The organism is Bradyrhizobium sp. CCBAU 11361, from assembly GCF_028128935.1.
In the GTDB taxonomy this organism is placed as follows: Bacteria; Pseudomonadota; Alphaproteobacteria; order Rhizobiales; family Xanthobacteraceae; genus Bradyrhizobium; species Bradyrhizobium niftali.
In genome coordinates this window covers 56-12,312 of record NZ_LBJZ01000017.1, presented here as the reverse complement: position 1 = coordinate 12,312, position 12,257 = coordinate 56, and the positions used below count along the sequence as shown (strand labels likewise).

The following is a 12,257-nucleotide window of genomic DNA, read 5'->3' as shown; positions in this document are numbered from 1 at the left end:
GGCGGCCTTCAGCATCGGCACGATATCTGTCTCAAATACGCGGGCCAAGGGATCTGGCCGGCGACGGCCGCGGGGAGCCTTCTTCTGCGACGGAAGGCGTCGATCCTTCTCGATCCGGTAAGCGGTCGAGGTGCTGAACGACGCCTTGGCGGCGGCCACGGGTGGGCTATCGGTCTGACGGTACTTCATGTAGAGCCTCATTTGGTGATCGGTAATGTGTCGGCCTGGCACGCGAGTGATTCCTCTTGGCGGAAGAACCACTTGCATAACCAGCCGGCCGCGATCACCAGTCGGCGCGGTCCGCTGTGGATCGCGCCGACGCCGGGCTCGTAACTCCGGTCGGGCTACGCCCTCCCTGCGTCACGAGCCCGGCGTAGCCCTCTCATCATGGTCGACGCTCCACTTCCATCCTGTTCGCCGCGCGGCAGAATAATAGCGAGGCTGTGCAGCCTCGTCGCCGACTTGCTCTAGATTCCACTTTACTGGCCTCGCCAAACACCTCGCAGCATTTTGTCGCATCACAGGCCATCACGAACGGATCGCATTCAAAGAAGGACCTGCGCCAAGCGACCACTGTCAGGCCGCAGCATTTCGGTCAAGGCAGTGCATGGCAAGTTGCGCGGCTCACAATCTGACGCGGCGTGCGATTGGCCCCATTTCTTTCGAAGACATGTTGTGCCGCAGTTACAGCAATTCGCGATCATATTGTTAAACGCACGGCGCCGGGGGGCATCGAAAGGAACGACACTCGAATGAAGACTTTTCTGATTCTGACCGCAAGCATCGGCGCACTCAGTGCGGCCGCTCCCGCATTCGGCGCGGACTTCGCCGGCCAGCCCGTCAAGATCAAGGCGCCCCCGCTGCCGGTCGCAGTCCCGATTATCGATTGGTCCGGCTCCTATATCGGTGTCAATGGCGGCTGGGGAACGAGCCGCAATTGCTGGGATTTCAATGGCGTCACTCCCGAGGGTTGCCATAATTCGACTGGCGGCACCATTGGCGGCCAGATTGGCTATCGTTGGCACATCTTCAAAACGGTCTACGGCATCGAAGGCCAGGGCAACTGGGCCGACTTCAGCGGCTCCAATGTCAGCACCGCCTTCCCAACAGATACTATTGGCACCAAGACAGATGCGTTCGGTCTGCTCACCGGCCATATCGGCTACGCGTTCAATGCTGTGCTGCTTTACGCCAAGGGCGGTGCTGCGGTGACCAGCAACACCTATCACGTCAACTCGGTAGCTACTGGCACCGAGATTGCCAAAAACAATGATGTGCGTTGGGGTGGCGCGCTAGGCGCCGGTGCCGAAGTCAGCCTCACGCCGGACTGGTCAGCTGGCGTCGAGTATACCCACTTGTTCATGCAGCGCAGCAACGTAAGCTTCCCACCGGCCCTTGGCGCCGATCGCGTCCACCAGGACATCGATCTCATCACGGCACGGCTCAATTACAAGTTTGGCCCGGCGTTTGCCAAATAGTGATCTCCACGCGATTGCGTAAATCGGGGGCCCCGACCATGGTCGGGGCTCTTTCTTCAGACGCTCCTCTCCCTCGGGGCATCCCTGCCGCACTTCCGAAGCACCAGGCCCGAGCTCGGCTAAGCCTGGATCACCGGCTGGATGGAACGACGCCGCCTGGCCCCCAACGCTGGCGGACCAGGTCAGTCGATTCGACACGTCGTCGACGACTATGGGGCTCCACAACCTGAGGCAGCGTGAGGTTTGAGATCGCTTATCTCGATGAGCGTTGCATCTGCGATTTGGCCGAAAGTGCCATGCTGAAGTTGCCAGAAGCTGGAAGCAAAAATTTGGCAGTTGGTGCTCGTTCCATTCGACTGATGAATTCAAAGAACATTGAGGCGAATAGCCATAACGATCGCTTGAATCCGGCTGGTCGCACCCAGTTTTCGCATCGCATTCTTGATATGAAAATTGACTGTATTCTCGCTGATTCCCAGGATCATTCCAATTTCCCATGACGATTTCCCCTCCGCCACCCACCGCATGCAATTTACCTCCCGCTGAGATAGTGCCACTTTTCGGTCGCAACCATTATTGGAGGGACGAGCGATCTCGCTATAGGCAGTGTGAAAGTTCCAGGCCAGCGCATTGAGATGACCGATGTGGTCCTGAGGATCAGCATCATCGGATGCAGATGCAAACGACACCACAGATACCCGACCCAACGGGCCGAACAATGGCACGCTCATACCATGCTTCAGGCCCGCCTCTCTCGCCTCGTCCAGTACGCGTCTCTCGTCCGGTTGAAGTTGATAGTGGGCGGCGAGTTGATCCCACAAAAATGGCCGCGAAAGCATCGGCGTCCGGCGGACCACCGGATCGATAGTATGGTACTTGCGTTTGAAGTATCGGTCGCACCAGTCTGGCGGCCACTTCACAGCCACAGTCGGAGGTGGACACTCCGCCAGCCGAAGTGGCTCGACGAAGTTGAGAGCGCCGTAAGCGACTTCACTGAACCCTTCCTCGGTGGCACAACTTACAAGGAGCTCGAACAGCGTTTTGAGCGAATGCGTCTGGTTCGCGCATTCGGTGAAGCTAAAGAGATCCATGATGGGCGCCTCAGAACGCCGATCAAGCTCGCTGTCACTGTGTTCGATTACGCTTGTTTCAGGCAGAGCTAAATTCCATTCCATGACCTGAACTCTTGGGTTTGTTCTTCGTGAAGTCTGAGCGCTCGCACGCTGCGTCAGACGCCATTCCCGAATTGCCCTGCCGCTGGCTGCGCCGGCATGATCGTCCCGTCAAACAGCCGAGATGCCGCCACCATCCCTGGTCCGAGCGGCACGCCGCAATCGAAGCGCCGTTGTACATGCGAAGTGATCGGTCCAGCTCGCAGATGACGCACTGGCCAAATCGGAGATCACCGCGCCGTCGTCCATGTTGATGGTTTGGCAGTGATAGAAAGTCCGAGGGCCCTGGCGACTCAGCTGGCGAGGCGAACCAAGCAGCACGAGCGGCTACAGGCCCGGCTCTGTTCAGATTGGATGGCGAGAAACTAAGGTCCTGTCCGAACGACGCTTCGCTTTGTCTCAAGGCCGAGCACGAGGAGATCCTGGGCACTGAGCTCCGCGATACAGGTAAGGTAGAGCACGCCGATGCACTTGGCGGTGCCGGACTCGACCTGCGCGTTGTCGGTATCCATTCTCTGCTTGCCGACGAAGACAACAGGAGCGTCATTTTTCTTCCCGATCTTGCGAATTGCCATCGCAAACAGTTGGCTGATCCTCCGCCCTATGACGGCGTCGGTGACGCGATCGATGAGCAACACGGAACAGCCGAAGCCAGACCCCTCGCATGATTGGCCGGCGTCTCAGCGGGCCCGTCCGGCAGGTCCGGCGAAAATGAATCGAAGGGGCAGAAAATGGCCACGTCAAAGGCGCAATGGGAGATACGCGCGGTCGCGAGATCTGCTTGATGTAGAGGACACTTTGCATGCGCATCTCCAGAAGGGAGGACCCCGGGGGTCGGACAGCAAGTGTCATACCAACTGTTGATTTCGTGAAAATCAACCGTCGGGACAAAGGCTTGAAAGGCGGACGGTTGGTTGCAAAGTAAGTGCATTGAAGCAATCATGACATAAGGAGGAAAGGCGACAGCGCCATTTGCGCGAGCCGCGGCACGAGTTGGCGGGAGGGTCAATGTCGAGCGGGGCGGGCGAGCAGGATGAGGCGTACGCCGATCTCGTCTATTGTGTGCGAGGCAGCTTCAATCAAGCGCGCAGTAGCTGCAGGACCAAGAGCGCCTGATGGACGGCATAGGTACGGTCGTGCAGATCGATCCAGGGGGCGCATTCGGTTTCCTCAAGAGCGATAGGGGCCATGAGATCTACTTCAATTGTATCAGTATTCTAGTGCTCATCTTCTCGGTGACCGTCACTTTGCTCGTGACCGTGCTGACCTTCCTGCTTGTTAGCCGCCTGATCGGCCGGCCGGAGGCGAAATTGAACGACAATCCCCACTCGCTCTGGGTCTATCTTTCACAGTCGCCGCTACTCTGGCTGACTGCCACGTTGCTGGTCTATGCGATCACGGATGCGCTATCCTTGGCAACGCATCGCCATCCGCTTGCGAACCCGGTCCTGCATGCAATGTGGATTATCGGCCTGTTTCTGCTTCTGACCGGCACTTCCTACACAACCTATTTCGCCGGCGCGCAGTTTGTACATTTCCTGCTCGGGCCTGCGACAGTCGCGCTCGCCGTGCCACTCTATGAAAATCGCAAGCTTGTTACCACGGCGATCGTTCCGATGTTAGCCGCCCTGGTTGTCGGCTCAATCACAGCGGTGACATCGGTGGTTCTGCTTGCCGAAGCCGCGGGGCTCCCCCGGGAGATTATCCTGTCCCTCGCACCGAAGTCCGTCACGGCCGGCGTTGCAATGAGAATCAGCGAAGCGCTCCTGTCGGCTCCCGGCCTTCGCGGCGCCGCGCCCGCGTCTCGCAGTCCGCCTCTAGGCTATGACGGGCTCCCGCTCGACGCATCATGATTTCGAGCCGACCGCATTGAGGTCGACTTCGGCCAATGTCTCGCCAGGCTTGCTCCGCCTGGGAGGCGGCGGCTCGTGCTTAGTGCAATCGACCACCAATTTCGTGAAAGGCACGATGTCGAGGCCGCCGCTCGCATCCTCGAGCGCCCTCATGTATTCGTCGCGCCGGTCGACAGGAACGATGGTCCAGGGAATTCCCGCCGACGCGAGCATCGAGTTCATGATGAAACGACCGGTCCGCCCGTTGCCGTCGGGCAGGGGATGGATGAACGTGAAGATGAAGTGCCCCAGGATCGCGCGCACGCGCGGATCCTGTTCGGCCTTCAGACATTCGAAGAACGATTCCATCGCGTCCGGCACGGTTTCCCAGTTCACGGGCGTGTGTCGGGAGCCGCGGATATGCAGAAGGTGCTGTCGGTACCCCGCCATATTCTCCGGCTTGACGATGCCGGCCGCCAACGACGGCTGAAAGAGAGCGCGATACCAATTGAGGTGTTCGCGCTCGACGACTTCCTCCGCCGATTCGCCGTCGAGAATGCGGGCGACCGCGGCGCGTACTTCTTGGAACGCGTCCCAATATCCCTTGGCGGCGAGCGCGTCGCGTTGCTGCCGGTCGTCCGCGTCGCCGTCCGGATTCCAAGATCCCTGTCGGACCTTTTCGATGAGTTGCTCGGTCACCGTGTAGCCCTCGATCGACAACGAGTGGTACGCGTCCGAGGTGTACCGATCGTCGATGGATGCCAGGTATCCGTCGCGATCGTTGATCCTTCGGGGCTCGACGTCGAAGTTCTGCAGTACCTTGTCGCGCATCTCCGCCCACATCAGTTTCACGCGGGTCGCGATGGGAGACACCGGGCGGGTGACGGATAGCTGCGTGGTCACGGGGCCCTTGAAGGGATCGGCGTCCTCCCGGACTTCGTGTCCGGCGCGCTTCATGGTGGCGACGATTTCGTCCGCTGCGCGCGCGTTTCCCAGAAGCCTGTAGGCACCCGCCAACCGGCCTGCCGCGAGCACGTAGCCTCCGGCCAGCAGGGCATTCAGGATCGTGGTGGTGCCTCTGATCGAGCCGAGCAAGGCGATGACGTCGTTCTTGTTGTTCTGCCAGAACGTGGGCGAAGCCAAGCATAAAGCGTCCGCCTGCGAAAAGGCGCGCATACCTGCGACCTCGACGGCCGACGTTGGAAGCTTCGGCACTCTGAGCAAGTACAGATGATTGTTGTGCAGCAGATCGAGCCGTTGATTGTTCGCAGCCGGCGAATGCACGATGACCTGGGGTGGGACGTTCAAATTCTCGGCATGGAGGACGATCGAAGCTTCGGGAGATACCACCCAGTTCTTGTCGAACCGGTCGTCGAGGTATGCCCGGCAGAACTGCCAGAACGACGAATACCATGAGGTCGTGTCGCCGGGCTTCTCGCCGGGACGGACCATCAAGACCCATCCTCGGATGATCTCGCTCAGAAATCCCGCTTCCGATAGCCGTTGGCGGTCGGCTCGACCCAGCTCGGCGAGTTTGAAGACCCGCCTATCGCCGTTCTTGCTGAGTTCGCGCAGATTGCTCAGAGAGCCCGCGAGTTTTTCGTTGAGGCTCGCCATGCGATTTTCTCCCAGGGGGCGGGTGCGGATGATCATCGCCACGCATTTGGCGACGTCGGCTCACACTAGTTTCATGTCGTCCAATTACACTAGATTTGCGTTGTTCGGTTACGCTGGTTTCGCATCGTTTATTTACACTAATCCGGTGTCGTACGAAAACACTAATTTAGTGCCGTATAATCACACTACTTTCGCGTCGATCGACTTCGCTAATTTGGTGATGAGCCCGAACAAGCCATTGTAACTTCTGTTGTATATTGCGCCAATTTTCCGGTTCCTGACACATTGCGCTCGAAACAGGCTCGCCGAGAATTTTCTCGCCCCCCTTGTAATGTCACACTATGTGATACATATTGGAACCATGACGATCACGATACGGCCAGACTTGAAGATAGCTTTGTTAGGTGAGGAGACGACGGTCTCCCCGCCGACTACCCAGGCTGCCGTATTCCTCAGCCACAACGATCGCGACCACCAGCACGCCGCCGACTTGGCGCGGCTCATCGCGGTGCTGACCGTCGACGGAACGCTGGGAAAGAAACACTTCTGGTCGACCATCAGTCATTCCGACATCAAGCCGTCGTCGCTGCTGGTGTCTGAAAAAGCCGAGGTCTGCGACGTCGCCCGTGCCGCAGCCACGCCGTTCTGGCGCGAGCACGCGCAAATCGACGAAGCGTACATTTCGCGCAAGAAGATCGATGCCATCCGCGACGAGGTCATCGACCTCTGGAAGAGCATCCTGCCGAGTCCGGTCATCGTCGCCGGACATCACGATTTCCCGGAAAACGCTCCTGCGGAGCCAGATTCGGACCTGTACTTTTGTCTCCACCACGAGATCGCGCACGTGCATCTGTCCGAGGCGGATGTCCAGCGCATCGAGCTCGCTGTCAAGCAAGCCATCGAAAAGCGCGTCCGCCTCATCCAGAGGTTCGTCTTCAAATGGACCCGCGCATACCTGTGCGACGACGACGCGGTGCGCGTCGCGATCCACTGCTACCGCGTTAGAACCGGGATTTCTCCTCCTGGGATCGACCCGAACCGGACGATTTTTTCGTCCAGCTCAGCATCGATCTCAATCTCCGAGGAGAACTACCATGAATACGTTCGCAGACCAGCGAACAGAGGACGTTTACAGCGGCCGACACCGTACGGATGTGCCCGCAAGCGTCGCAGCCAGAGCCGCCAGGCAAATCGACATCCTGCTCGCAGCCGACAAGCTCGAGGACTGTCGAATTGCGGGACACGGACGCATCGCAAAGCGTCGCAACACCACGCCGCCCACCTTCTGCTGCAACACCGAAGGCCGGTGGTGGGTGACGTTCCAATGGCAGCATGAGAAGGCTGTCAACATCGCGCTTGAAGACACTGGCTAAGACCACCGAGGCCGACATGACCGAACGACGACCGACAAATCCGGGTGAGGTGCTCCGCGAGGATTTCCTCACCCCGAGCGAAATCACTCAGGACCAACTCGCGGAAGCGATGGGCGTGTCGCGCTTTCGCGTCAACGAAATCGTCAACGGCAAGCGGGCGATTACCGCCGAGACCGCGATCCTGCTGAGCAAGGCGCTCGGCACGTCGGCGAAATTGTGGATGAACCTGCAGATGGCTGTCGATCTGTTCGATGCCGAAAAGAAACTGGGCGGCGCGGCCGATGCGGTTCGCCGCCTAGTGCCGGCGACCGATTTCATAACGGAAACGCCGGCCTAACCGACCCGCTGCGCCGAAATCGCGCGGCGGCGAGGTTGGCCTCGGACCGGCCTCATTTCGCGGTGGATCCAAAGCGGCTTCGGCGGCCTGATCGACGCGTTCGAGCCAGATGAGCTCCAGCGCGTCGCGGGCGCCCTTCGGAATGTCGTCGAACGACGCGCATCAGGCCCCCCGCGGCCGCCGCGACCACCTTCTCCTTGATGCCGCCGACGCACCAGGCCACGCAGGGAAATCTCGCCGGTCATGGCGGCGTCTTTCCACACGGTTCTGTTGGTCAGCAGCGAGGTGAGCGCCGTGAACATCGCGAGCCGTGGGCAACCTACAGTTATTGGTAGGTCCGCAAAGTGCGGTGAGCATCCGAGATGCCGGCGGCAAAGAGACGGACAGTGAAGTACTGGGCAGGTCGTGGATCGACGCGAATGGAGGGTCTCTATTCAATAGTTTAACCGCGGATACAGGCCTTGTATGAAAACTTTTCGCTGCTTCCATCGACACGATTGACCCAGAAGCATTTTGAGCCGAAGTCCGCGCTCCTGACGCTGAAATGAGTGATGCCTAGCCCCATCTTCGTAGTCGCATCCGGGTGGAGCGCCAGTGCTGCAAGCAGTACCTCGGCATCGCCCGCGCTGACTTTGTCTCCAACATCATACTTATGAAGCATTGCCTTCAAAAACGCGGCGGCATCTCCCTTCTTACTGAAGTGATGAGGGCCAATTGTAACCGGCTTTTTGACCATAAAAGTCTCCCAATCAATATTAGGATGTTGACGTGGCAGCTCCTGCGTTGCCCTCAGGTAGCAGTTTGGCGCGAATCTCACGCAGGATGATGGCCGAAATGTCCATGCCCTCGAACTGAGCGTTGCGTTCTCTTACCCAAGAAATGCAATCTTCCTTATTGAGGTCATCTCTTGCGATCTTTTCGTACAGCGCGACAGCGCTCACGCGCGATAATCCGAGCTCGATCAGCGAGAGTAAGGTCCGCGAAGAAACACCGAACTCGAGCTGCGTTCCTATATCGACATCACCATCGATGAGGTCTTCCCGCCCTAATGCAACTAGGTACATATTGAGAACGTCGACATAGGCGGACAAATACTTCGGCGCCCGAAATCGCGCGATTTGTTCGACCATCTCCATCGTGCTGCGTATCAGGACAGGCAGCTTAAATGACCGACCGGTCCTGCGATGGTAGTCGATGTTTCGCTCGATCATTCGAGACAAGGAGAACCCCTTTAGCCATTGCACGACAATCAGTGCGTGAAGCGGAATGATCTTGTCTGGTGTGAATGCGGGAAACAGATATTGGTTGATCCGGCGCATAATCGTCACGAAACGATCGTAGCTGTCCTGGCTGTCGACGGCGGCCGGCAAAAGATTCTCGACATCACCTTTGTAGTTGCGGAATGCATCCAACAGGCGCTGCATGCCCAGGGCGCTAACACCAGGATGTCGGGCTGCGATATCTGGGCCTATCGCGATCTGCGTGGCGATATTTGCAAGACTCGCTTCAAGCCGCTCGATGGTCGCGGGATTGTGGCGTTTGGCGAGGCTGGATTGTGCAATTGATCCCTGCCGTAAAAATGTAGCGAGCAGATATGAGGCGACCTGCTCGAATTGATTTGGATCTTCGAAATCGGCCAAATCAGTCGTTGCCCGGCGGTCCAAATAATCCGCAAGGCTATCTCCCTGTTCGATCACCGCGTCACTTTCGCGTTTGATTGGGAAGCGTGCACGTTCGGGAACGCCATCAGGCCATGCCTGTGCGTTCTGAGGATCGATGCAGATGATATTCCCTTGGAATTCATCGCCCCATCGACCGGCGCGGCCGGCAAGATTCCAGAAATCGTGCGCCTCCATCGGATGCCCGATGCCCTTTCGTGGGCCGCGCAGTACAATGGTTCGGCACGACAGATTTACACCTTCGATGAGCGTCGAGGTACAAACAAGAAAGCGAATCTTGCCCGACCGGAACAGCCGCTCGACCTCCGAGCGGACGAGCGACGGCATGTTGCCATAGTGAAAAGCAACGCCTCGCTCGACGAGCGGCGCGAGCCTGTAGTGCGGGTGAACGCCTTTGCGCGCCAAATCCGCAAGCTCAAGCAATTCAGGGGCAGATGGTACTTCCGGTATCAACTGACTGATGAGATCGGCGATGTCTTCGGAATCGGCGGCGCCGTTCGCGTAGACGAGTGTCCCGCCGCGCTCTCCGGCAGCAGCGGCGATGAACGCCAGCTTTTTCTTGAGAGAGCCTGGGCTACTGCCCAGCTGGACCACGCCGAGCGGCAGCATAGACGCGTGTTGGCGTGCCGACAATTTCCATAGTTTTGGCTTACGCGGCACCTGCTCGGTCACGATGAGGTTTTGAAGCACAGTCGGAACGTCGCTTTCAAACGACGCGGTGTGAGCTCCCTCCGGAGCATCTGCAAGAAGCTCCTGCGGGTTTTGCGTGGCGGGACTGATGAACACGAGCTTGAGCGTGGGATTGGAGCGGCTGGCGCGCTCTATGGCATCCTGAAGAACAACGCCGCGTTGGTTGTCCCCGATCTTATGTGCCTCGTCGACCACGAGCAGATCGACCTTGAAGGCGCCGCCGACGGCGTTAGCGAGCAGGTGCATGCGCTCCTGGGTCAGAACAAAGATAGCGCGTGGGACCGCCTTCCTGCGCTTTGTCATGCTTTTCCCGAATCGGAAGCGAGGAGACTTCTATGCCGCTGCGGGCTCCGAGCAACGAGACTAGATTTGCTTCGATCTCAGCAACAAGTGCCCTTGTCGGCGCCAAATAGACAGCGACACGCATCTCGCTCGATCGGATTTGGTCGATCAGCCATTGCAAGACTAAGAACGTCTTTCCCGATGCTGTCGGAGCAGATGCCGAAAGCCATTGGTAATTGTCGGCCTGGCTCCAGAATCGTTGTTGGAAGTCATTGACCTGAATCCATCGCCCACTGGATTGGACAAGGATCGACTGATCCATCTGGCGGCGTTGCGCCTCGATACGTAACGCCATGCCGAGTCGTCCATCAACATCGGCAGTGAGCAATCCGCGTTCGGTCGCGAGCGCAACCGCACGAAAATTCGATAGCTGGCCTAAGAGAACCGCGCCAGAATCTTTAATAGTCTCACTAGCGGAGAGCGTGATTGCCGCGGTGGCGATACGAAGCGCTGCGTCTTGATAGGCCCGCTGATCCGACCGCGCAAGTATGCTTCCCGCTAGCAAAAGCCGTGGCCAGGCGGGCGAAACAGGCAAGGATTTTGCCGTCGCGGCCGGGGAAGTCAAAGCCCTAGCAAGTCAGACCAAGAATGCTACTCAGGAGATCGCCACACAAATCGTAGCGGTTCAGACCGAAACGGATGCCGCCGTGGCCGCTATCCGGCGAATATTCGACGTCATCAATCGAGTTGGCGAAACGACTACATCTATCGTCAGCATTCTTGATGAACAAAATGCCGCCATCGGGGACATCAGCCGCAGCGCCGAATCCGCTGCGGCCGGAGCACGCGCAGTAGCCGGGCACGTTCTCGAAATTTCCGGCGCCGCTGCGACCAGCCGTGGGGCGGTCGATGACGTCGTCCGCACAGTTCATGACCTTATGGATCGCAACCGCGCCCTCGGCCAAGCGATTGCGACATTTGTTAGCGAGATGCGCCAAGCCGCGTCTTAGTCAGCTTGAACCTAGTCATCTGGAATGCAAGTTCGTGACATTAGTTGATCGCTCGAATCTCTAGAGAGGGGAGCCCTCGTGGCGAATGCAGGTGTGAAAGGCCGGTCGATCGCGCCGTTGGTACTGAGTCCGCAGGAGCGGGCGTACTTGGAGAGGCAAGTTCGTCGTCATCGTGTAGCCCGATCGCTATCTGAGCGGTGCCGCGCGATCCTGCGGTGTGCAGATGGTCTGCCAAGCAAGTCTGTGGCTGCCGAACTTGGCATCCATGAACACACCGTTGGCAAGTGGCGCCGCCGATTCTTGAAGGATCGCTGTGATGGCCTGCTTGACGAAGCCCGCCCTGGCCGCCCTCGAACCATCGACCATGATCAGGTTGCCGAGGTAATCGAGCGGACATTGCGTACGACGCCGCCCGGCGCGACGCACTGGTCGATCCGCTCGAGGGCCGCGCCCCCCCCCCCCCCCCCCCCCCCCCCCCCCCCCCCCCCCCCCCCCCCCCCCCCCCCCCCCCCCCCCCCCCCCCCCCCCCCCCCCCCCCCCCCCCCCCCCCCCCCCCCCCCCCCCCCCCCCCCCCCCCCCCCCCCCCCCCCCCCCCCCCCCCCCCCCCCCCCCCCCCCCCCCCCCCCCCCCCCCCCCCCCCCCCCCCCCCCCCCCCCCCCCCCCCCCCCCCCCCCCCCCCCCCCCCCCCCGTGCCGGAACGTCGCACCCACAGCTATGTGCGGCATGGTACGACCACGCTGTTTGCCGCGCTCGATGTCGCTTCCGCTTTGTCATTGGCAAATGCTAT

10 protein-coding genes and 4 pseudogenes are annotated in these 12,257 nt (G+C 59.5%); 6 read left to right on the top strand and 8 right to left on the bottom strand.

Annotated elements, in window-relative coordinates:
- Nucleotides 1-231 (bottom strand): annotated as a pseudogene (locus XI08_RS05950) (IS21 family transposase); the annotation flags it as partial.
- A gap of 521 nt (nucleotides 232-752) precedes the next feature.
- Here XI08_RS05950 and XI08_RS05945 point away from each other — a divergent pair.
- Nucleotides 753-1,478 carry an outer membrane protein gene (locus XI08_RS05945; RefSeq protein WP_097669885.1) on the top strand — a complete coding sequence of 242 codons (726 nt, stop codon included), beginning with the start codon at nucleotides 753-755 and terminating at the stop codon, nucleotides 1,476-1,478.
- A gap of 365 nt (nucleotides 1,479-1,843) precedes the next feature.
- Here the strand turns inward: XI08_RS05945 and XI08_RS05940 are convergent, their stop codons facing one another.
- Nucleotides 1,844-2,569: a LuxR family transcriptional regulator gene (locus tag XI08_RS05940; RefSeq protein WP_097669888.1), complete on the bottom strand. Its 726-nt coding sequence runs from the start codon at nucleotides 2,567-2,569 to the stop codon at nucleotides 1,844-1,846.
- Nucleotides 2,570-3,015: 446 nt separating this feature from the next.
- The gene (locus XI08_RS05935) at nucleotides 3,016-3,288 is read right to left on the bottom strand and encodes a hypothetical protein (RefSeq protein ID WP_179880093.1); all 273 of its coding nucleotides are present in this window, start codon (nucleotides 3,286-3,288) and stop codon (nucleotides 3,016-3,018) included.
- Between the two features lie 672 nt (nucleotides 3,289-3,960).
- Here XI08_RS05935 and XI08_RS05930 point away from each other — a divergent pair.
- Nucleotides 3,961-4,446 (top strand): annotated as a pseudogene (locus XI08_RS05930) (LrgB family protein); the annotation flags it as partial.
- A 51-nt stretch (nucleotides 4,447-4,497) separates the two neighbouring features.
- Here XI08_RS05930 and XI08_RS05925 read toward each other — a convergent pair.
- Nucleotides 4,498-6,099: a Fic family protein gene (locus XI08_RS05925; protein ID WP_271573733.1), complete on the bottom strand. Its 1,602-nt coding sequence runs from the start codon at nucleotides 6,097-6,099 to the stop codon at nucleotides 4,498-4,500.
- 361 nt (nucleotides 6,100-6,460) lie between these two features.
- On the opposite strand from XI08_RS05925, the gene XI08_RS05920 reads away from it, so the two are divergent.
- Both XI08_RS05920 and XI08_RS05915 read left to right on the top strand, forming a co-directional pair.
- Nucleotides 6,461-7,435, top strand: coding sequence for a hypothetical protein (locus tag XI08_RS05920; RefSeq protein WP_271573732.1), 975 nt, complete (start codon nucleotides 6,461-6,463; stop codon nucleotides 7,433-7,435).
- Nucleotides 7,432-7,809, top strand: coding sequence for a HigA family addiction module antitoxin (locus XI08_RS05915; protein WP_097669882.1), 378 nt, complete (start codon nucleotides 7,432-7,434; stop codon nucleotides 7,807-7,809). Before XI08_RS05920 ends, XI08_RS05915 begins: the two co-directional genes overlap by 4 nt.
- On the opposite strand, the pseudogene XI08_RS05910 reads toward XI08_RS05915, so the two are convergent.
- From XI08_RS05910 to XI08_RS05895, 4 genes and pseudogenes are all read right to left on the bottom strand, one after another.
- Nucleotides 7,768-8,117: pseudogene (locus tag XI08_RS05910) on the bottom strand (S16 family serine protease); the annotation flags it as partial. The gene XI08_RS05915 and the pseudogene XI08_RS05910 sit on opposite strands and share 42 nt — an antisense overlap.
- A gap of 134 nt (nucleotides 8,118-8,251) precedes the next feature.
- A complete protein-coding gene (locus XI08_RS05905) occupies nucleotides 8,252-8,545 on the bottom strand; it encodes a DCL family protein (protein ID WP_161536471.1) in 294 nt (97 codons plus the stop codon).
- Between the two features lie 19 nt (nucleotides 8,546-8,564).
- Nucleotides 8,565-10,424 (bottom strand): helicase-related protein, encoded by a 1,860-nt coding sequence (locus XI08_RS05900; protein WP_271573731.1) that lies wholly within the window; start codon nucleotides 10,422-10,424, stop codon nucleotides 8,565-8,567.
- Entirely contained in the window at nucleotides 10,408-11,055 is a 648-nt protein-coding gene (locus XI08_RS05895; RefSeq protein WP_271553020.1) for a DEAD/DEAH box helicase, read from the bottom strand. The genes XI08_RS05900 and XI08_RS05895 overlap by 17 nt, the downstream gene beginning before the upstream one ends.
- On the opposite strand from XI08_RS05895, the gene XI08_RS46155 reads away from it, so the two are divergent.
- Nucleotides 11,009-11,470 carry a methyl-accepting chemotaxis protein gene (locus tag XI08_RS46155; RefSeq protein ID WP_442869768.1) on the top strand — a complete coding sequence of 154 codons (462 nt, stop codon included), beginning with the start codon at nucleotides 11,009-11,011 and terminating at the stop codon, nucleotides 11,468-11,470. The genes XI08_RS05895 and XI08_RS46155 overlap by 47 nt on opposite strands.
- A 78-nt stretch (nucleotides 11,471-11,548) precedes the next feature.
- A pseudogene (locus tag XI08_RS05885) lies at nucleotides 11,549-11,921 on the top strand (helix-turn-helix domain-containing protein); the annotation flags it as partial.
- Nucleotides 11,922-12,257 lie beyond the last annotated feature (336 nt).

What these genes read in the sequence shown, in the direction of transcription:
- XI08_RS05945 (WP_097669885.1), top strand. Translation starts at nt 753, where the DNA reads ATGAAGACTTTTCTGATTCTGACCGCAAGCATCGGCGCACTCAGTGCG.
- XI08_RS05905 (WP_161536471.1), bottom strand. Translation starts at nt 8,545, where the DNA reads ATGGTCAAAAAGCCGGTTACAATTGGCCCTCATCACTTCAGTAAGAAG.
- XI08_RS05915 (WP_097669882.1), top strand. Translation starts at nt 7,432, where the DNA reads ATGAGAAGGCTGTCAACATCGCGCTTGAAGACACTGGCTAAGACCACC.
- XI08_RS05920 (WP_271573732.1), top strand. Translation starts at nt 6,461, where the DNA reads ATGACGATCACGATACGGCCAGACTTGAAGATAGCTTTGTTAGGTGAG.
- XI08_RS05925 (WP_271573733.1), bottom strand. Translation starts at nt 6,099, where the DNA reads ATGGCGAGCCTCAACGAAAAACTCGCGGGCTCTCTGAGCAATCTGCGC.
- XI08_RS05940 (WP_097669888.1), bottom strand. Translation starts at nt 2,569, where the DNA reads ATGGATCTCTTTAGCTTCACCGAATGCGCGAACCAGACGCATTCGCTC.
- XI08_RS05900 (WP_271573731.1), bottom strand. Translation starts at nt 10,424, where the DNA reads ATGCACCTGCTCGCTAACGCCGTCGGCGGCGCCTTCAAGGTCGATCTG.
- XI08_RS46155 (WP_442869768.1), top strand. Translation starts at nt 11,009, where the DNA reads ATGCTTCCCGCTAGCAAAAGCCGTGGCCAGGCGGGCGAAACAGGCAAG.